The organism is Evansella cellulosilytica DSM 2522 (genome assembly GCF_000177235.2).
GTDB lineage: Bacteria > Bacillota > Bacilli > Bacillales > Salisediminibacteriaceae > Evansella > Evansella cellulosilytica.
Window position 1 is genome coordinate 819,097 of sequence record NC_014829.1, and the last position, 20,639, is coordinate 839,735.

General features: G+C 35.9%; 17 protein-coding genes. 13 read left to right on the top strand and 4 right to left on the bottom strand.

The features are described from left to right. Positions 1-298: 298 nt before the first annotated feature. The 3 genes from BCELL_RS03720 to BCELL_RS22430 form a co-directional block, all read right to left on the bottom strand. Positions 299-736 (bottom strand): YwnF family protein, encoded by a 438-nt coding sequence (locus BCELL_RS03720; protein ID WP_013487339.1) that lies wholly within the window; start codon positions 734-736, stop codon positions 299-301. 22 nt (positions 737-758) lie between these two features. Continuing rightward, a complete protein-coding gene (locus BCELL_RS03725; RefSeq protein ID WP_013487340.1) occupies positions 759-1,322 on the bottom strand; it encodes a hypothetical protein in 564 nt (187 codons plus the stop codon). 149 nt (positions 1,323-1,471) lie between these two features. Continuing rightward, entirely contained in the window at positions 1,472-1,639 is a 168-nt protein-coding gene (locus BCELL_RS22430; protein ID WP_157184169.1) for a hypothetical protein, read from the bottom strand. A 230-nt stretch (positions 1,640-1,869) separates the two neighbouring features. Here BCELL_RS22430 and BCELL_RS03730 point away from each other — a divergent pair, with 230 nt between their 5' ends. The 8 genes from BCELL_RS03730 to BCELL_RS03765 all read left to right on the top strand — a co-directional run bounded on the left by BCELL_RS03730 (position 1,870) and on the right by BCELL_RS03765 (position 12,877). Continuing rightward, on the top strand, positions 1,870-2,742 hold the full coding sequence (locus BCELL_RS03730; RefSeq protein ID WP_013487341.1) for a TetR/AcrR family transcriptional regulator: 873 nt from the start codon (positions 1,870-1,872) through the stop codon (positions 2,740-2,742). Between the two features lie 346 nt (positions 2,743-3,088). Beyond that, positions 3,089-3,631: a P-loop NTPase family protein gene (locus BCELL_RS03735; protein ID WP_013487342.1), complete on the top strand. Its 543-nt coding sequence runs from the start codon at positions 3,089-3,091 to the stop codon at positions 3,629-3,631. 267 nt (positions 3,632-3,898) lie between these two features. After that, positions 3,899-4,366 carry a MarR family winged helix-turn-helix transcriptional regulator gene (locus BCELL_RS03740; protein ID WP_013487343.1) on the top strand — a complete coding sequence of 156 codons (468 nt, stop codon included), beginning with the start codon at positions 3,899-3,901 and terminating at the stop codon, positions 4,364-4,366. Then, positions 4,363-7,782, top strand: coding sequence for an efflux RND transporter permease subunit (locus tag BCELL_RS03745; protein ID WP_013487344.1), 3,420 nt, complete (start codon positions 4,363-4,365; stop codon positions 7,780-7,782). Before BCELL_RS03740 ends, BCELL_RS03745 begins: the two co-directional genes overlap by 4 nt. A gap of 350 nt (positions 7,783-8,132) precedes the next feature. Beyond that, the gene (locus BCELL_RS03750; protein WP_013487345.1) at positions 8,133-9,269 is read left to right on the top strand and encodes an MGDG synthase family glycosyltransferase; all 1,137 of its coding nucleotides are present in this window, start codon (positions 8,133-8,135) and stop codon (positions 9,267-9,269) included. Positions 9,270-9,335: 66 nt separating this feature from the next. Then, positions 9,336-10,280: a metal-dependent hydrolase gene (locus tag BCELL_RS03755; protein ID WP_013487346.1), complete on the top strand. Its 945-nt coding sequence runs from the start codon at positions 9,336-9,338 to the stop codon at positions 10,278-10,280. Between the two features lie 707 nt (positions 10,281-10,987). Continuing rightward, entirely contained in the window at positions 10,988-12,040 is a 1,053-nt protein-coding gene (locus BCELL_RS03760; protein ID WP_013487347.1) for a serine hydrolase domain-containing protein, read from the top strand. A gap of 264 nt (positions 12,041-12,304) precedes the next feature. Beyond that, a complete protein-coding gene (locus BCELL_RS03765; protein ID WP_013487348.1) occupies positions 12,305-12,877 on the top strand; it encodes a DUF2087 domain-containing protein in 573 nt (190 codons plus the stop codon). A gap of 113 nt (positions 12,878-12,990) precedes the next feature. Here BCELL_RS03765 and BCELL_RS03770 read toward each other — a convergent pair whose 3' ends face one another. Further along, complete coding sequence (locus BCELL_RS03770; protein ID WP_041808127.1) at positions 12,991-13,911, bottom strand: dienelactone hydrolase family protein; 921 nt, start codon at positions 13,909-13,911, stop codon at positions 12,991-12,993. A gap of 175 nt (positions 13,912-14,086) precedes the next feature. Between BCELL_RS03770 and BCELL_RS03775 the strand changes: the two genes are divergently transcribed. The 5 genes from BCELL_RS03775 (at position 14,087) to BCELL_RS03795 (ending at position 20,554) form a co-directional block, all read left to right on the top strand. Continuing rightward, positions 14,087-14,749 carry an HAD family hydrolase gene (locus BCELL_RS03775; RefSeq protein ID WP_013487350.1) on the top strand — a complete coding sequence of 221 codons (663 nt, stop codon included), beginning with the start codon at positions 14,087-14,089 and terminating at the stop codon, positions 14,747-14,749. A gap of 21 nt (positions 14,750-14,770) precedes the next feature. Next, complete coding sequence (locus BCELL_RS03780; protein ID WP_013487351.1) at positions 14,771-15,313, top strand: GNAT family N-acetyltransferase; 543 nt, start codon at positions 14,771-14,773, stop codon at positions 15,311-15,313. Between the two features lie 38 nt (positions 15,314-15,351). Continuing rightward, on the top strand, positions 15,352-16,779 hold the full coding sequence (locus BCELL_RS03785) for an amidohydrolase family protein (RefSeq protein WP_013487352.1): 1,428 nt from the start codon (positions 15,352-15,354) through the stop codon (positions 16,777-16,779). Between the two features lie 205 nt (positions 16,780-16,984). Continuing rightward, entirely contained in the window at positions 16,985-18,700 is a 1,716-nt protein-coding gene (locus tag BCELL_RS03790) for an ABC transporter ATP-binding protein (RefSeq protein ID WP_013487353.1), read from the top strand. A 3-nt stretch (positions 18,701-18,703) separates the two neighbouring features. Then, positions 18,704-20,554, top strand: a complete 1,851-nt coding sequence (locus BCELL_RS03795; RefSeq protein WP_013487354.1) for an ABC transporter ATP-binding protein — start codon at positions 18,704-18,706, stop codon at positions 20,552-20,554. The last annotated feature ends 85 nt before the right edge of the window (positions 20,555-20,639 follow it).

Sequence of the window (20,639 nt, forward strand, 5' to 3'; positions counted from 1 at the left end):
GTCACCCTTTCATCGCTTATTGGATATCTGTGTTTATGATGAAGCACTTACTAAACAAACGATAATTCTCTAAGTTTGTATGTAATGTAATGGTGAAAACGAGGTGTTAACCGTTAAGAGGAGTTGGACAAAAACTGAAACATTCAAGCCACCAGACTAAAAGGAAAGGGGGTTAGTTTTTAGGCGGACTCCTTTTAGTCTGCTATGAAAGCGGCGAGAAACTGTATAGTCAAAAGTGAGAAAGCTAACAAACATAGCATGATATAACTTTCTCGCGGAATAGTTTTTTACATTCTACTTATAAGCTCTTTTTTCGCTGTTCCTCTTGTTCAAGAAACTCAGAAAATATAGCAATCCCTTTGTGTGGCGACTTCTCCATGTTTTCTAAATATGTTTCTTTCTGGAAATCTGTTAAATAGTCACTTTTTTTAATTCTTTCTAATATATATTCAAAGCTATTGTGCTGAATTTTTCTATTTAAATGTTGTGATTCCTTCAAAAATGCCATCCCTAATGCACCCATTAGTGCATATAATCCGATGATAAGTATAATCTCACCAGTGAGAGCGAAGTTAGTGACAAGAGCAAATAAATTAATGATAGAAAATATAATCATAGGAAAAGAAATAAAAGAGAACAAACTACTCTTTTTAACGTAAGGCTTAATAACGTCTCTTATTTTATCTAGCTCTCTCTTCACGTAGCTGGACTGTGTTTCAGACTTAAACAAACCCATTTCAATCACTCCTTAAAGCTATTTATTTCATTGCTTTATATAATCTTAACGGAGGTGTACTTTTCATTAAGTAGCTTTCATCTGTTAGTGAAAAATGTTTTTCTAAAAGCTGTTTTAGTTCTTGTCCTTGAACGTGTTCAAAAGATTCATAAGGAAGAAAGACACCTGTTTCTTTTAATGCTTCTCTCGTTTTCATAACAATATTTTCGGCGATCAGAGGACTAATATTTGAAAATACTAGGCTCGATATAACATAATCTACCTTTTCATTGTACCTTTGTATAATAAAATCAATACATTCTGGACTATCATGATGGATTTTTAGACGATGATCATGAACAGATGAAGCTAAAAGCTCTGCTTCATGTCTGTTTTGTTCAATGACAATAAGAATGGAATCCTTTGTCATGTTATTTAACATGTAGTTAGCCACTTCCACAGACATGAAACGAAAGCTCACGATCACATTCCTTTTAGTAAAGTTAATGTTTGTGCATAAATCCTTAAAATGAACGAGAGAAATGTTTTGCGCTATATTTTCTGTTTTAGTATCTGTACTATTTATTGTTACATTGTTTAGTGTCATCTCATATTCCCTTCTTTAACTTGAATGATTGAGACAGGGCAATTTCTTATTACTGTCTATTTTGTTGTAGTAACGTGTTTATAAAATCGCGAGGTATAGGATATTGCTCGTTGTTCATGTTTAGTTCATATATTTCACTTATGTTACTTTTAATTTGGGCATTTCTTTATGAATGGTTTCCATTTTTTATCTAGTTGAGAAGCTGAAATTGCAGCATCCATTAATTCCTTCTCTAAGTGTTCTGGTATGAAACGGTTATATTTATAGAAAATTTTATGCTCTAAACTCACCCAAAAATCCATTGGATGAAAAAACATGTAAATCACCTAACCTTCTACATCTAAGTAAATAATCTTATCGGTCAACTTTAAGGTGACCGACCGTTCATTTCACTTAATGATAACTCATCGGTCACAAGGAAGTCAAATAGATTCATCTCATAATTGACTTACATTGACCATAAGTTTATACTTGATTTGACTAGCAAGTCATTTTTATATTAAATATGAAGAAAGTCATTATTTTCTTGATAATTTAAGGGTGATTTATGATGGCAAGTAAAGAAAAGTTAATATTAGAGGCAGCAATTAAGCTTTTTTCTATTAAGGGGTTTGATGCAACGTCTATTCAAGATATAGCAAATGAATGCGGAATCGCTAAAGGCTCTTTTTACTCTTATTTCAAATCAAAGGATGTATTATTATTAGAGACGCTAAATTATTATTTCTCTAATATTGAAAGTAGAGTGAAAACAGTAGGGGAAATGGATTTAGCGCCAAGAGATAAATTCGTGAAGCAGCTTGCTTACTTTTTCGAAGGCGTTTTTGAGCATAAAGAATTCATCATTACGCAAGCATATGAGCAAGCTATCCCATTAAATGAGTCAATAAAACAAACGCTGTTTCAAAAGCAGAATAAAACGAGACGTTTTTTTCAAAATGGGCTCCTATCCTTGTATGGTGAAGAGGTAAAACCTTATTTATGGGATTTGTCAATTATGCTTGAAGGGATGTTTCACTCGTACATCCGTATGTTTCTCATTGATGAAAATGGACTAGAAATTAATAAACTCGCTTTGTTTATCGTCAATAGAATTGACGACATAGTGACTGGACTCATGAAGACAAAAGAGGCACCTATTTTATCTAAAAATGAAATGGAACACATTAATAAAATTTTAGGATTATCAAAGGAAGATCAAAAGTTGACAGCAATTGATCTTCTTGAAGAAATGAAAAGCGCTGTGGAACACGTCGAAGATAATAATGACATTCTTATAACTTTAGAAGTTTTAGAAGAAGAACTATCACGAGAAAAACCTAGAGATGTTGTCATACAAGGGATGTTGGCTAATTTAAATGGCATTGCAAAATTGGAGAGTCAACTGAAAGAATTAAAATCTGTATTAACAAATGGGTAATGTGTTCATGTTTCAACCATGATGTTATGAATCAATAAGTCTTTAAAAAAACTATTTACAATATTGAGTTTATTAACTATGATTATAATCTATAAAAAAAGTCGGTTATCTCATACAGAGAAAGCCGGCTTTTTCCAAGAAGAAAGAAACTTGGCAGTGGAATTATATCGCCGTGCGTACTAGCGAGAAGAACACTCACTAGTAATTTAAAAGCTACGCGAAATTCCACTTCTTCTAAGAAAAGACTAAAAACAGCTTCAAGCTTGTTTTTAGTTTTTTATATGGGGAGTAAGTTAGACATACGGTATTAAAGCATTATCTAAATTAAGTGGGAGGATTGCTCTATATGAAGCGTATATTAGTGATGGGTGTATCTGCAGGTGTTGGTAAATCCACTTTGTCAAAACAATTAGGAAAAGCTTTAGGAATTAATGTATATCATTTGGACGCTTACTTTTGGAAGCCAAACTGGATTGAGGCCCCGTTAGAAGAATTTTCAGAGAGTCAGAGAGAGATAGTAGTAAAGGATAAATGGATTATAGATGGAAACTATACGAACACATATGACATCAGAGAAGAGCATGCTGACACTATTGTTTATATAGAGCTCCCATTACATGTATGTTTATTTAGAGTTTTTAATAGATGGAGAAAAAATATCGGAAGAACCCGTGATGATATGGGGGCCGATTGTAAGGAAAAGTTAGACTTCGCATTTATAAAGTTTATTATCTCTACATATCACCGCAGAAAAAAAGTGATGAAGAATAGATTAGAGAATTTTAAAAAGTCAAATCCTCATCAAAGAAAAACAATCGTTTTAAAAGACAAAAAATCAATTGAACAATTCATAAAAGATATAAATGATAAAGGCGTGTTTATCGAATAAATGATCTACTAAAATCGATAACGAATGAATAGTGATGAATGTGTAGAAGTGCTCGTTCATCATATGTTCATATAGATATGTTACTTTACTTGAGTTGAAAGATATTTGCTCAAGTTTTTTTTATTTCATTTCTCTACAGTTAAAAACAACAAATTAAAATAAAAAGTGTAAAAAGGTATTCGTTCGTTCATCTTATGTTCATAATATTATGGTATTGTTTGTTAAGTTGCTTAACTATTAAGTTACTTAACAGAAGGAGGGGTGGTAATGGACAAACAGATGATTATGAATGAATTAGAAGAAGTGATGCTAGATATCAACCTGTTCCTTAGCCATAGGTTGGGTAATGAATTCACTACAGAAATTACAAAAAGGTTCGTTAGTCTCACGCCCAATCAACAAATGACCTTATTTTTAGTGGACAAAAAAGGAATTAAACATGTGAAGGACATTGCGAACTTTTTAAATATTTCGACGAGTGCAGTCAGTCAGATTGTTGCTAAATTAGAACAACAAGACATCCTAAAAAGGGTAATAGATGCATCCAATCGTAGAAGCACTGTCATTGAAGTGGGGCAAAAAGGTAAGGAAATTTTAAATGAGATGGATCGAATCAAATCAACTATTTTTCAAAGATACTTATCATTAATGGAAGAAGAGGACTTACTTGTCTTGAAAAATAGTATGAGGAAGTTTTTAACAATTATTGCAGAAAGCAAGGAGGATCATGAGTGAACATTACGAAGTTTTCCATTAAAAGACCAATATTTACTATTGTAACAATGATTCTATTTTTACTTTTAGGCGCAATTTCTTTAACAAATATTCCGCTAAAGCTAATGCCTGATATAGACCCTCCGATTGGAGCTGTTGTAACGAGCTATCAAAATGCTGGTCCTGAGGAAGTGCTTGATAAAGTTTCGAAGCCTTTAGAGAGTAATTTGTCTACTGTGCCAGGCTTGAATAATATTAGCTCTATTTCTATGGAAGGTGCTTCCATGACTATACTAGAATTTTCGTGGGCAACCTCGATAGACGATGTAGAAAACGAAATTATAAGTAGGATGAACCAAGTCCCACTCCCAGACGGTGCTGGTTCACCAAACTTTTTGAGATTTGATCCATCACAATTGCCAATTATTCAACTATCAATTTCTTCTGATGAGGAGGACTTTGATGAAATAGCAGAAGATTTAGGGATGGAACTATCAAGAATTGAAGGGATTGCTTCGGTTGATATTACCGGTCAAGCAATTGATGAGATTATCGTTGAGTTAGACCAATATGCTTTAGAAGATTATGGGTTAGATCAATCAGATGTCATTTCTATGATTCAAGCACATAATGTGACTACTCCTGGCGGAATGGTCCAAAGTGGTGATTTGGAATACACAACGCGTGTGCTGTTTGAACTAACGACACTTGAAGATATTGAAAATATCGTCCTTACTGTCGATATGGCTACTGGAGATGAAGTGGCATTATCGGATGTCGCAACTGTGGAAATAGCGCCAGAGAATATAGGAGCTATCACAAGGACGAATCAAGACCCAGCGATTATGATGAGTGTACAGCAAGAATCAGAAGCGAATTTAGTTCAAGTATCAACTGCCTTTAACGAACGTTTAGATGAACTACTAGATGAAAATAAATATAGTGATCTGGAAATAGCTGTTTTATTTGACCAAGGTGAGTATGTGCAAGAAGCTATTTCAAGTGTGTCAACAGCTCTAATTCTTGGTGGGTTATTCGCGATACTTGTTTTATTTGCCTTCTTAAGAAGTTTTAAAACACCATTTATTATCGGAATTGCGATACCATTTTCCGTTATCGTGACGTTCGTATTACTATACTTTACTGACCTATCTTTAAATATCATGACATTAGGTGGATTGGCACTAGGTATCGGTATGTTAGTAGATAACTCGATAGTTGTTATTGAAAACATATACCGTCACCTATCGATGAAAAAAGATCCGAAAACGGCTGCGCTTGATGGAACAAAACAGGTTGGGGGAGCAATTACAGCTTCTACATTAACAACCATCTCTGTATTTTTACCAGTTGTATTTATTTCTGGAATTGTCGGCGATATTTTTATGGAATTTGCGCTTACAGTATCCTTTAGTTTATTAGCATCATTAGCAGTTGCTTTAACAGTCGTACCTATGGTTGCAAGTAGAATACTGAAAACACCGAAAGAAAATCTCGAGGAAAAACGTCAGGCAAGCTCCTTTATAAAAGGGATAAGTAAAATGATCAAGTGGAGCTTAAAGCATCGTTTTGCTGTATTAACCATCACTTTTTTATTACTCGTAGCAGGGGCATTTGGTATATCACAAGTTGGTACAGAGTTTATACCAGATACGGATGAAGGGTTCTTCCAAATTGATATAGAAATGGAACGTGGAACACCTTTAGAAGAAACACTTGCATCTGTCGAAAGCATTGAAGAAGTATTAGATGATGAAAGAGAGATATTAAATTATATGAGCACCGTAGGATCAGGTGGGGGACCGGAAGCTGCCTTATTTGGTGGGTCTGGTTCACATGAAGCATCGATTTTTATTGCGATGGTGCCGTTAGCTGAAAGAAATATATCTACTATTGAATTTGCTGATTCTATAAGAAGAGATATAGAAAGAGCAGCCCCTGATGCAGAAGTTTCTGTACAGCAGCAAGCAATGATGGGGGGAGCACCAAATACGATTGAGTTCAGAATGACGGATACAGATCCAACTAGACTTGAAGAAGTTGCGTTTGAGGTAGTAGAAGAATTTGAAGATATGCGAGAATTTAATGAAGTAACTAGTGATATTACAGACACAGTTATTGAAATCCAATTTTTAGTTGATGATGAAGCAGCACGAGAGAATGGTTTTGTTCCAGCACAGATCGCACAAATGATTAATCAAAAAATGAATGGTGCAGTGGCAACACAAATTGTGACAGAGCAAAATGATATTTATGAAGTACACGTTCGTTACAATGAAGAGTTTACCCGTACAATAGAGGATGTAGAAGATTTATTGTTACGTAATCAAACTGGAGAGTATGTTGCTCTAAGTGAAGTTGTTGAAATTGTAGAAGGAGAAGGCCCTGTAACGATTAATCGTATTAATCAAGAGTCCTCCGTTCAATTTACGCTGCAATATGGTAGTCAATATAGCTTAGGTGAAATGTCACAGCTCGTTCAATCTACGATTGATGATATGGATATTCCAACAGAAACTACAGTCACTTACACGGGAGATCAGCAAATGATGGAGGATGCGATGAGTGATTTAACGTTAGCACTCATGCTCGCATTAGTATTTGTTTATCTAGTATTAGCGGCCCAATTTGAATCATTTAAGTATCCGTTTGTTATTATGCTTAGCGTACCACTTGTCATTATTGGTGTCATGCTCGGCTTAACAATAACATTAACACCATTAAGTGTCATGGCATTTATCGGTTTGATCGTTCTAGCAGGTATTGTTGTCAATAATGCGATCGTATTGGTCGATTATATTAATAAAATGAAGGATTCAGGAATGAGAAGTTATGACGCTATCGTTGAAGGGGTTAAAGATCGTGCTCGTCCGATATTGATGACTTCTGTAACAACTATTCTAGGATTAGTCCCATTAGCATTAGGGTTAGGAGAAGGAGCAGAGATACAGCAACCAATGGCGATTACCGTTATTGGTGGGCTCATTAGTTCAACTTTCTTAACTTTAATTTTCATTCCAGTGATGTACAGTTTCTTTGATAAACAAACGAGAAACTTAAACCGTAAATACGTAACACCAGATGGACAATTTATTCCAGCGTATCTTATTGATGAAAAAATTAGTAATCAAGAAAAAAAGGAACGCTACGAGCTTCCAGTCGAAGAAGAAAGAAAAGTATTGGAAGAAGGGGATATATCTGAATTTTATCACCCTGAGCCTTCGGAACGTAAGTATGAGGATGACATTGAATATGAAGAGAGTAGTGAGGATGACCCAATAGAACAACCGTTTATGTATCACGATGAAAATCCAGCTTCTAAACAAGGCAATGAGGATAAACGCCGTAGTAGTATTTCAAGAGAAGAATTAATAGATATTCTTGAAGATGTTTTAGATCGTGAGAAGCGTAATAATGATGAAGAGGATAATAAGTAAATAATGGTGTAAGTGGGGGATTGAAGAGGTTGTTTTTACCTTTTCAGTCCCCCTTTTATGTTGTTGTGAAAGTTGACAGACTTGCCCTCAGATCACATATGAAAAAAGAAAATGTGAAAGTACTGATAGGACGGCTTTCAGAGTAGATAAGAAACTGTAAAATCAGAAAAAGTACAGATAGCATACGAGATCAACTTTTTCATAAAACTCTAGTTACCTACATAACAGCAATACACCTTTCCTCTGAAATACAAATACATAAACTCCAAACAATTTATTAATAATGGCTTAACAGTTCATTGGTAAGATCAATTTGATTAGGAGATGACAATAAAGGAGTGGGTCGGTAAATGATTTTGCCGAAAGTATTGATTTTGACATCAAAATTTGGAAATGGTCATATTCAAGTAGCGAAAACACTTGAACAAGAGCTACAGCATATGGGGGCATCGGTAGTAGTAAAGGACTTATTTCATGAAACAAACCCTAAGGTAAATGAATGGACAAAACGCCTATATTTAAAAAGCTACACAACAAGTGGTAGGCAATTGTACCGTTTGTTTTATTATAGCAGCAAACTGCTATCAAAAAGGAAAAGCTTTAAATCATTTAAGTATGGGATAACAAAGCTCAAACAAATCATTGAAGAGGAAAAACCAGACCTTATTATAAATACGTTTCCTTCTTTTGCAGCGCCAATACTTAGTAGAGGGTCACAGATCGCGACGTACAATGTCATCACTGATTATTGCCTTCATCATTCATGGATACACTCAAATATTAAGAAATATTATGTGGCAACAAAACAATTAAAGGAAGAATTAGAACATGCAAATGTTCCAGGACAAAAAGTAGCGGTATCTGGTATTCCAGTAAACCGTCAATTTGATGAGAACTATAATATACAACATTTAGTATTAAAATATCGTTTAAGTCCCACGAAACAAACGGTCCTTATTGTTGCAGGTGCTTTTGGTGTTTCGCAAGAAATTAGTGAAATTTGCAATTTACTAAAGGACGAACCGCACATTCAGCTAATTGTAGTTTGTGGTAAAAACGAGGAGCTTTACCAATCATTAGTGTATAATTTTCACAGTTTTGATCACATTAAAGTGTACGGTTATGTGAATGTAATGGCAGAATTGTTAAGTTTATCTTCATGTGTGATTACAAAAGCTGGTGGAATCATTTTAACAGAAGCGATGGCTATGCAAACGCCTATCGTTTTATTAAGAGCAACTCCTGGTCAAGAGAGAGAAAATGCAACCTACTTTCAAAAACAAGGTTCAGCTATTATGTGTGACACAATTGACAAGCTCGTTCATGAAACGAAGGGTTTGATTAGAAATAAACAAAAACAAAGTGAGATGAAAAGTGCGATAAACAAAATGCACATTCCTAATTCATCAATGAAAATATGTAATGATATCATGCACGATTACTATTTTCATTTCTTAAAATATAGGAAAAGAGACGAAGTTTTGTAAGTATAACAACAAAAAAAGGTGTGAATCCGGAAAGTATCAAAGCTTATTTGAGGGAGTGGATAATCGATGGATACTTCAACTCACATAGTTACGGGCATTGGGATTGCAGGATTAGCACATTTAGACCCTTCCGTTTCACAGCTTTCATTAGGTTTACTTACGTGTACGATATTAGGCTCAAATGCACCTGATTTCGATTTCCTAATGAAATATAAAAGCAAAGAGGCTTATGTAAAAGAACACCGTGGTACAAGTCATTCTATACCAATGGTACTTTGTTGGGCGCTTTTCATATCAAGTATTGTTGCGTTTATTTCAAGTGTACCATTTTATTCGTTATTTATATGGACATTACTTGCCGTAGTTTCTCACGTTATATTTGATATTTTTAATATATATGGCACACAAGCGTTAAGGCCATTTTCAGATAAGTGGATTGCCCTGCATTTACTACCTATATTTGACCCATACATTATGGGCGCCCATCTTTTAGGTATATGCTTCTGGATGTACGGCTTTCATCCTGGTGTCACCTTTCTTATCGTTTATTTGATTATTGCTCTATACATTTTAGTGAGATATGTAAAATATGCAACAATAATATCCCAACTAAAGAAAAATACAAATGAGGATATTTCGTTTACGTTACTTCCAACGGTAAATATGAATAAATGGAGTGTTATTGCTAACAAACAAGAGCAATATTCATTAGGAAAGTATGTGTATGGTTCAGTGACTTGGTCGAAAGTACTACCAAAGCCTTCTGAGAAAAATAAAGTAATTAAAGCATCTATGAAAAGTAGATTTATTAGTTTTATTAAAAAGAGATCACAATATGTTCATGCTAAAATAGTGAAAAAAGTAGATGGATATGAAGTTCACTGGTTTGATATTCGGTACCAATCAAAAATAGATGAACCATTTATCGCTGTCATTCATCTAGATAAACAATTAAACTTAATTAAAAGTAATCTAAGGCATGGATTAATTTCTGCGCCTGTAAAAACGTAAGAAAATGAGGCTGTCCAAAAACTGTTAAAGGTCGAATCAAAAGGTATACATTCAGAGGGCATTGAAAAAGTGGTGTATTTTCACTTTTTCTGTGCCCTTCAATCTAGAGCCACTGAAAAAGTGAAAATCATGATTGTATCTGTAGTAATATTCATAAACCATAACTTAAGAACGAGTTGATGAGCCTGGAGCAAGCGAGGTTACTGTCTATTCCTCTACGAGCATATGCTGCGGAGCATATGCGTCGAGACAACTCGCAGCAACGCTCGTTTCTATGGGATCAAAGGCTGGGGTGAGACTACGTAGATGCAAAGCAGCAAGGAGGCTCACCAGCCGCCCACGGAAAGCGAGCTTGCGCAGGGATCATCAACTCACCATATACAGAGCAACTTATAATAATAACTTATAATTATAGAATAAGTACTTTTTCAGTGCCCTCCATATTCGCCCTTTTGATTCAACCTCATTTTTTTGTCATGGTGAATTCACGCGTAATGTAGAGAGGAATACTTAAGCGAGAGAAGAAGTTTCTTCATTGGTGATAGTCGTATTTTCCCCACTCACAAACCTCTAATAAAAATTTTTAATTTGTCCATCATTTTTTTGTTATCCCTAAATATTATGTAATAAAGAACGGTTTCAAATTTTAGTGGCTATGACATCAATAACGAAACCTTTTTTACCAAAAAACGGATGGTGGGATAGCGATGTTAAGTAAAACGGATATATACGAACTTGTAACAAGTTTACATGATAATTATGAATTATCGGGAGTTGTGTTTGCAAAGGAAAAATATAACGTCATGCATGAGGCGGGATACGGTTTTTCAAATCGAGCTGACGAGCTAAACAATAATGTGAATACGCGCTTCAATATTGGCAATGGTGGGAAAATATTCACCTCTATAGCCATATCCCAGCTAGTCGAAAAAGGTTATTTTACATTTCATTCGCTTTTAAAAGATTGTCTCCACTATACTTTTCCTCATTTTGATGAAAACATTACGATACATCAATTACTGACGCATACTTCGGGAATACCAGATTATTATGATAAGGATACTTTAGGAGATTATGAAGAACTTTGGAAAGATAAACCAACTTACGCCTTTCAACAGCTAAAAGATTTTTTACCGCTATTTGAAAACGGTGAAATGATGCATCAGCCTGGAGAACGTTTTTATTATAACAATGCGGGATATATATTGTTAGGTTTAATTATTGAAGAAAAAACGGGTATTCCTTTTGCACAGTATGTGGAGGAAAACATTCTAGATAAGTGTGATATGAACGATTCAGGATATTTTTCTATGGATCAACTACCAGCCAATACTGCTATAGGATACATTGATGACGAAGAAAAAGACTCATGGAGAACTAACTACTTTTCATTACCGATACGAGGTGGTGCAGATGGTGGTGCATACGTAACGGCACCAGACATGGTAAAGTTTTGGGAATGCTTATTTAAAAACAAACTACTATCAAGAGAATATACAAAAAAAATACTAGAACCATATATAAAAATTACGAGTAAGGAGCACTATGGATATGGTTTAAGAATTACAAAAATGTATAATACCGTTTTTAAATATCACATTAAGGGATATGCGCCAGGAGTAAGCTTTCAAGCATCGTATTATCCAAAGTTTCACCTAAAACTTATCGTAACCTCGAATCAAAAAATAGGTGCGCTTGATGTGACAAATGCAATTGAAGACAACTTAACGAAGGATATATCGATATTTTTTACAGATTAGAAAATCGAGAATCAGTGAAAAGTCTTGAATATGTAAACTTGGAGGGTGATTCAAAAGGTCAAATATTTACCTTTTGAGTCATCCTCTAATAGCTTTTGGACAGCCTCTTTTCAAGTAACTGTAGGAGCTCCATACTGTACATCAGCGGTACCCCAAAAGGGAAAAAGTAACCTGTCGTCATACAATCAACGATAGTAACTCTTGTCATAACCATCTAATTAGATTATAATCTAATTAGATGGTTATGACAAAGGAGGGAATGTTGTGCAACTTGATCGACTAGTACATTTTCATAAAACATTAGGTGATAAAACGAGAATAAGAATCATTGCATTGCTAAAGGAGGGACCGTTACACGGTCAAGCAATTGCAGGAAAGCTTGGATTGACAGCACCAACAATATCTCACCACATTACGAAATTGAGAGATATTGCCGTCATATATCAACGTAGAGAAAAAAACACGATATATTTTTATTTAGACGAAAAGAAGTTAGAACTCATGGCTCAAGCAATTTTACGGATAGGGAGTGTCAATGATATGTATACATTTGATATAGAGGATGAAGAAAAGTATAAAGTCATTCAAAACTTCGTTAAGGCTGACGGTTCATTAAAAACGATTCCTGCACAGAGGAAGAAAAAACTCATTATATTAGAGCATATTGTAAAAGGGCTAGAGAGAGGTAAAGTGTACGATGAGCGTGAAATAAATGAGCATATAAAGCAGTTTCATGAAGATTATGCTACTATTCGAAGAGAGTTTATTATGTGCCAGTTTATGTTTAGAGAAAACGGTAAATATGAATTGAATCCGATTGAAATGTGGCCAGTGTAAACGATAATTTAATAGTCCGAAAGCTGTGCTGCTGACAACTCGTAGCATTCCACAAATAGACAGATAGAAAGGGTGACTCAAATATGGTAACAATGCATTTGGTAAGTCACCCTTTATGAAAATGATATAGAGAATTGTTCTTGTAGAAATGCTTTAATCTCTTCCCGCATTTCCGCAGTTTCAAAGTGACCAATTGGATAACGGAATAGCTTCCAAGCATCACTTGCGCCAGCCTTAAAGTAGATTGTCTTTAGATGTTGGTCTATTCTATCGACCCCTTTACTAGGTACTAATCGATCATAATCACCTTGTAAGCTTAAATGAGGCCGAGGTGCAATGAGCGCATTAATTTCAGCGGTAGAAAAGTGCTTCAATAAGTTCGGTACATAGAAATAAATGGCATGTCCTTCTAATCCACGGTCTTCAATGAGAGAATGATAATCAACGAGGCCACAAATATCGATACAAACTTTGATTCTTGTATCTAATGCAGCAATCCACCAAGACATTGTACTTCCCATGGAAATTCCCATTGTGCCGATACGGTTTGTATCTACATCATCTCTTGATGTTAAATAGTCTATGGCTCGGAGGTGATCGTAAACCATGTTCCCCCAGAGGACTTGACCATTTAAAATCATTTCTTTAAAAAGCTCATTCTCTGATTTCCCCATTCTCTCTCCAAATCCCCAAGAGTCAATACACATTGCAGCAATTCCGATGCTTGTTAATTCTTCTGCATATGGAACGTCGTATAAATAGCTGTTACCATCAATCAGTTCCTTTTTACCGAGCTCGTATTTGCCACCGTGAGAATGATTAAATAGTATGGTGGGGTAGGGACCGTTATGGTGAAGAGGACGTACAAAAAATGCGGGTACTGGATTAGTACCATTTAAATGAAGTACTAACCTTTCTAGTATATATGTCGATCTCACTTCTTCACCCACTTTAAACGAAGTGATGGATCTGTCTTTTGAGGGCAAGTCTCCTAATAACGCGTATAATTGATTTCTCCGTTTTTCTACATTCACGAAAGGCACCTCTTTTGAAAAAAAATAACTACTATCTTCTATTTCTAGCACATAAGTACTATTCCCTTCTTTTATAATAAAGATGAAAATATAGACAATGATTTCCTATATTTGCTAGTCTAGAAGAGTATTAGAATTCATGGTGACATCATTCATTGTTAAAAGGGTGGTAAATATGACAAAAATAAAAGCAGTTATTTTTGATTGTGACGGACTTCTTATTGACACAGAAACCCCTTGGTATTTAGCGTTAAAGGAAATTTACGAGAGTTATCAGTTAGACTTGCCACTAGAAGTGTACGCGCAGTGTATAGGATCAAACTTTGATGGATATGATCCTTATTTTTCACTAAAAAAGCAGGCGCAGGAACTAGTGAATATAGATGAAACAAAAAATAAGGCTAGAACAATCCATAAAAGGTTAATGAAGGAGCAGCAGCTTCGTCCTGGAGTAGTTGAGTATTTACAGGATGCGAAAAGGTTAGGACTAAAGGTAGCATTGGCATCTAGTTCCAATCGTGAGTGGATCGAAGAGCAACTAAAGGCATTTCAAATACTATCATTCTTCGATTCCATCCATACAGGAGATACAGTGGAGAGGGTAAAGCCTTTTCCGGATCTTTATGAAGCTGCTTTAAGAAGCTTACATGTGAAAAAAGAGGAAGCGGTCGTCTTTGAAGATTCTTTGAATGGACTCAAAGCAGCAAATAATGCGGGGATTCCATGCGTCGTAATCCCTAATGAGGTGACAGCCCACTTGCCATTTAAAACACATACACACAAACTAGCTTCAATGGGAGATATGCCATTAGAATCGCTACTTCAAAAGCTGTCCTAAATGGGATACGGAGGGAAAAATATGCATATAGATAATGAATTGATAATTAGACCCATTAAAGAAAATGATTTAATTAGGCTTTGGGAATTAACGTGTAAGGAAAAAGAGCCTGAGTGGAAGAAGTGGGACGCACCATATTTTGAACACGAATCGATGACGTATGAAGCGTATATCGATAAGAAATTTCATTTTCCGGATAGTGAAAATGTGTGGGTAATAGAAGTAAATAAACGTGTTATCGGGACAGTTAGCTACTATTGGGAGCATAAGCCATCTCAATGGCTAGAGATGGGAATTGGAATATATGACCCTGACTTCTGGAATGGGGGCTATGGTACTCGTGCATTGCGTATATGGATAGACCATTTATTTCAAAGTATGCCGTTAGTTCGGGTTGGCTACACAACATGGTCTGGAAATGTAAGAATGATAAAAGTAGGGGAAAAACTAGGAATGACCATGGAAGCAAGATTGAGAAAATGCAGATATTACAATGGTACTTATTATGATTCCATCCGGATGGGGCTACTTCGTGAGGAATGGTCTCCTGTTCACGCGAAATAATCATTAACTAAATTACTTTTAAGAAATGAGGTTAAGAAATGAAGGTCGATATTTTAATTACGAACGGTTTCGTTGTAACAATGGAAGGCAGAGGCGTTGGGATGATTGAAGATGGGGCCGTCGCCATAAAAGGAAATAGGATTGAAGCAGTAGGAAGTTCTTATGATATTATGCGAGAATACAAAGCTGAGCATGTGATCGATGCAAAAAATAAGCTTGTCATGCCAGGATTTATTGATGCACATATACATACAGGTCTCTCGATTATTCGAGGTGTTGCACAAGATATGACAAACTGGATGCAAAAAGGCATCTGGCCTTTTTCTAAACACGTCACAACAGATGACTATGTAAAAGGATCGATGGTCAATATCATTGAAGGTATACAAGCAGGAACAACGACATTCGGTGATTATGATGGGCATATGACAGAGCTTGTTCAAAATTATATAAAAATTGGTGCCCGTGCGAGAGTAGCAGAACTCGTCAATGAGATTCCTGATAATGTAGGTGATCTCCCTGTTGGCGAGCTATATCCTTTCCATTCCTCAATTGGAGAAGAAAAGCTAGCTAGAAATATAGCGTTGATGGAAAAATATAATGGCATAGAAAATGGCAGAATTACAAGTATTCTCGGGCCACATGGACCTGATATGATGAGCCTTGAGCTTTTGCAGGAAATGAAAGGACTTGCAGATAAATATGATACAAAGCTCCATATGCATGTAGCACAGGGCGATCGTGAAATTGACCAAATTGAAAAACGTTATGGAAAAAGGAGTATTGACTTTTTAGAGGAACAGGGCTTTTTAAATGAGCGATTGATTGCGGTTCATTTGACTGAAGCTACTGATGAAGAAACAGAAAGAGTAGCAAAAAGTGGAGCAAATATGATTTATTGTGCTGGAAGTATCGGTATCATAGATGGAATCGTAACGCCGATGCTGAAGTTTATTGAGAGTGGTGGAACGGCTTGTTTAGGATCAGACCAAGCGCCTGGCAATAACTGCAACAATATGATTAATGAGATGAAATTTGCTGCGATTTTAAACAAAGTCAAGCGAGCAAATCCTGCCGTTTTCAATGCTACATTAGCCTTACGATCTGCAACGATCGAAGCAGCAAAGGTATTAGGAATAGAGCATGAGGTAGGTTCTTTACGTCCAGGGAAAAAAGCAGATGTTATTTTATTAAACTTAGAGGAGCCAAGCTTTACCCCAGTCATAACTAGTCCAGTCAGAAATATTATTCCAAACCTTGTTTATTCTGCCCGAGGACATGAAGTGGAAACATCGATTATAGACGGAAAAATAGTAATGGAAAATCGTAAAATTTTAACGATTAATCATAAGAAAGCTGTTCAAGACGCACAAGAAGCTGCAAATGGTATTGCAGAACGTGCGAGAGAGGATATATTGGAAGCCGAAAGTGATATTTTAACGATGATGCGTGAAGGGATGCTGTAAAAAGGTTGACTCAAAAGGTGATTTTCACCTCTTGAGTCAACCTTTATGTACTTTTGCAAAATTGATTTATAGTATCTTATTAAATATTAAAAACTGGAATTTTCAGCGTTTTATGTTATTCTTTATAAAGGGAAATTACTTCGTGAACCGAAATGATATATTATTATTAGACTAGTATTTTGCAACACTCGTTTGGAGGACAATCATGAAAAAGGTACTATCGTTTCTTGGACCATATCGTTTTGCAGTATTTATAGCATTATTTTTCACGTTTACTGAATTAGTTGTAGAGCTTATACAGCCGTACTTAATAGGGAAAATCATAGATGATGGGATTATGCAAGAAGATCTGTCAGTTGTTGTTACATGGGGATCTATTATGCTTGTATTATCGTTAGTAGCGTTTGCCTCTGGTATTCTAAATTCCTTTTATGCAGCACACGCAAGTCAGAACACAGGCTATGATCTGCGTAGTAGACTATTTGAAAAAGTACAATCCTTTTCCTTTGCAAATTTTAGCCAATATCCTACATCATCATTAATAACGAGAATGTCAGCAGATGTTACGTTAATTCAAAATGCGTTGTTTATGGCACTAAGAATTATGCTTCGCGCACCATTACTCGTATTTGGATCAGTCATCATGGCGTTATTTGTCAATGTGAGGCTTGCATTAATACTCGTCGTTGCAGTACCGCTTTTAATATTATTTTTACTGTTTATTATGCGACATGCAGGAAAGATGTTTAGAGCAGTTCAAGAGAAGCTAGACAATGTAAATAGTGTGATGCAGGAAAACTTAGTAGGAATTCGATTAATCAAAGCGTTTTTAAGAAGGAAGCATGAGTCAAACCGGTTCACTAAAGCGAGTGGGGAGCTGCGTGATCGAACGGTCACAGCATTAAGACTTCTTGAAATCGGTATGCCAATCATATTATTAATCATGAATATTAGTATTATGGCTGTTTTGTGGTTTGGTAGCTTCCATGTAGAAACAGGCGGAGCGACAGTGGGGGAAGTTGTCACGATCGTGAATTATACGACACGTATGACTGCTGCTATGTCCATTTTTTCAATGATTATTATGTTTTTCTCTCGTGCTAGAGCATCTGCTACTAGAATTGCAGACGTCATTGAAACAGAGGTAGATTTATTAGATACGGAACAAAGTAGTGAAAAAAATGTGATTACAAGAGGCAAGCTTACATTTGATCGTGTATCATTTACATATCCTAACTCAGAAACGGACGTTTTGCACGAATTATCCTTTGAGGCAAAGCCAGGGGAACGGATTGCTATTTTAGGAGCAACTGGCTCAGGTAAAACGACGTTATTCCAACTCATTCCACGTCTTTACGATATTGAGCAAGGGAAAATTTTGATAGACGATATAGATATTAGAGACATCAAGCTCAACACATTAAGAAGACAAATTGGATTTGTACCACAGGAAGCAATGCTTTTTAGTGGAACGATAAAAGACAATTTAGCATGGGGAAAAGAGGATGCGACACTTGATGAAATGATCGAAGCTACGAAGCATGCTCAAATTTATGAAACAATCGAATCGTTACCTAATCAATTTAATACTATTTTAGGCCAACGAGGAGTTAACCTATCTGGTGGTCAAAAGCAGCGATTATCTATTGCACGTGCATTAATAAGAAAGCCCAAAATTTTACTATTAGATGACAGTACAAGTGCCTTAGACGTAAAAACAGAGAAAAAGCTTTTAGATGCCCTAGAACATTATGAATGTACGACGTTATTGATTACCCAAAAAATTAGTACGTCAATGAACGCCGACATGATCCTTCTTTTAGAGGATGGAGAACTGTTGGCAACAGGAACGCATGAGGAACTGCTAGCAACATCCGAACTTTATAAGAAAATTTATGTATCACAGTTTGGGGAGGACTAAGTTATGCTACTAAAAAAACTCGCTGAGCCTTTCCAGCATGAAAAAATAGATGTAACAGCTGTTCAACAGAAGCAGGAAGGGAGCAAAAACAAGCCCCGCAAATCAAAAAATTGGGCAGGTACATTAAGCAGAATTTGGAGCTATTTAACACAAAATAAATGGAAACTCGTTCTTGTTTTAATCATGGTCGTCATTAGCTCTGTTATGGCCTTACTTGGTCCATTTATTGTAGGGATGGCACTCGATCATTACATTGTCCCCCAACAATTTGAAGGATTAGGAATATTACTTATAGGACTTTTAGCAGTATATATGATTCATTCTATATCGGTTTGGCTACAAAACTTTTGGATGGTCAGGATTGCACAAAATACGGTATATACGATGCGAACGAATGTATTTAAACACCTTCATAAACTGCCGATACCTTATTTTGATCGAAAACAGCACGGTGAACTAATGAGCCGAGTAACAAATGATATGGAAAACGTAAGTACGACGCTCAATACTTCTGTCATTCAAATCTTTGCAAGTATATTAACCCTTGTTGGTACCATCTCTGTGATGTTTTATTTAAGCTGGATTTTAACTCTTATTACCTTATTAGTAGTGCCAGCAATGGTATTTGGAATGAAGTGGATTACAAAGCGTACTGGCGTGCTATTCAAAGCCCAGCAAAGAAACATGGGTATTTTAAACGGACACATACAAGAAACGATGTCCGGACAAAGAATAATAAAAACTTTTTCACAAGAAGAAAAGGTCATTGCTGAATTTAAAGAGAAAAATGATGCGTTAAAGAAATCAGGATTTTGGGCTCAGACTATTTCGGGGTTCATCCCAAAGCTGATGAACTTTTTAAATAATTTAAGCTTTGCGATCATCGCTGGAGTAGGTGCATTACTGGCGATAGTCGGGGATGGTATTGTAACGATTGGTATGATTGTCATATTTGTAGAGCTATCACGTCAGTTTACGAGACCGTTAAATGATCTTGCCAACCAGTTTAATACACTTTTATCTGCAATCGCAGGTGCGGAACGCGTCTTTGAGGTGTTAGATGAAGACGTAGAAATGCTCGATGAAAAAGAAGCTAGCGAGCTTTCAAATGTCATTGGAGAAGTACAGTTTGAAAATGTATCCTTTTCTTATGAGGATGATGAGGATACAGTAAATAACATTAGTTTTCATGCAAAACCTGGTGAAACAATTGCGTTTGTAGGACCAACCGGAGCAGGGAAAACAACGATGATTAACCTCCTATCCCGTTTTTACGATAAAGCTAGTGGAAGAATTTATATTGATGGGAAAGAGATTCAATCTATTAAAAGAGAAAGCCTGCGCAAGCATATGGCATTCGTGCTTCAAGATTCGTTCTTGTTTGAAGGCTCTATTCGAGAAAATATTCGTTATGGAAGACTCACGGCCTCCGATCGAGAAATAGAAGAAGCGGCAAAGCAAGCAAATGCGCACTCTTTCATTATGAAGCTACCAGAAAAGTATGATACAGTATTGAGCCCAGACGGAGGCGGAATTAGCCAAGGACAGAAGCAATTATTGTCGATCGCACGTGCAATATTAGCTAACCCTAAAATTCTCATTCTTGATGAAGCGACAAGTAGTATTGATACTGTAACCGAAATAAGAATTCAAGAAGCGTTACAACGATTAATGGAAGGTAGAACGAGCTTTGTCATTGCACACCGACTTAATACTATTCAAAAGGCCGACAACATTATCGTATTAAAGGAAGGGGAAATTTTTGAACAAGGCTCACATGACGAATTGCTAAAGCAACAAGGTTTTTATGCAGATTTATATCATAGCCAATTAAAAACGAGATTGCATGGCTAGCGCGTTGTATGGTGAATAGGAAGGGTGTACTAAAGAGTGAAGAACTTTAGGCATCCTTTTTTTATATCATTGGGTTTACTTAAGT

Coding starts and splice junctions, on each gene's coding strand:
- BCELL_RS03795 (WP_013487354.1), top strand. CDS start 18,704: ATGCTACTAAAAAAACTCGCTGAGCCTTTCCAGCATGAAAAAATAGAT.
- BCELL_RS22430 (WP_157184169.1), bottom strand. CDS start 1,639: ATGTTTTTTCATCCAATGGATTTTTGGGTGAGTTTAGAGCATAAAATT.
- BCELL_RS03750 (WP_013487345.1), top strand. CDS start 8,133: ATGATTTTGCCGAAAGTATTGATTTTGACATCAAAATTTGGAAATGGT.
- BCELL_RS03760 (WP_013487347.1), top strand. CDS start 10,988: ATGTTAAGTAAAACGGATATATACGAACTTGTAACAAGTTTACATGAT.
- BCELL_RS03755 (WP_013487346.1), top strand. CDS start 9,336: ATGGATACTTCAACTCACATAGTTACGGGCATTGGGATTGCAGGATTA.
- BCELL_RS03735 (WP_013487342.1), top strand. CDS start 3,089: ATGAAGCGTATATTAGTGATGGGTGTATCTGCAGGTGTTGGTAAATCC.
- BCELL_RS03720 (WP_013487339.1), bottom strand. CDS start 736: ATGGGTTTGTTTAAGTCTGAAACACAGTCCAGCTACGTGAAGAGAGAG.
- BCELL_RS03790 (WP_013487353.1), top strand. CDS start 16,985: ATGAAAAAGGTACTATCGTTTCTTGGACCATATCGTTTTGCAGTATTT.
- BCELL_RS03780 (WP_013487351.1), top strand. CDS start 14,771: ATGCATATAGATAATGAATTGATAATTAGACCCATTAAAGAAAATGAT.
- BCELL_RS03740 (WP_013487343.1), top strand. CDS start 3,899: ATGGACAAACAGATGATTATGAATGAATTAGAAGAAGTGATGCTAGAT.
- BCELL_RS03730 (WP_013487341.1), top strand. CDS start 1,870: ATGATGGCAAGTAAAGAAAAGTTAATATTAGAGGCAGCAATTAAGCTT.
- BCELL_RS03785 (WP_013487352.1), top strand. CDS start 15,352: ATGAAGGTCGATATTTTAATTACGAACGGTTTCGTTGTAACAATGGAA.
- BCELL_RS03775 (WP_013487350.1), top strand. CDS start 14,087: ATGACAAAAATAAAAGCAGTTATTTTTGATTGTGACGGACTTCTTATT.
- BCELL_RS03725 (WP_013487340.1), bottom strand. CDS start 1,322: ATGACACTAAACAATGTAACAATAAATAGTACAGATACTAAAACAGAA.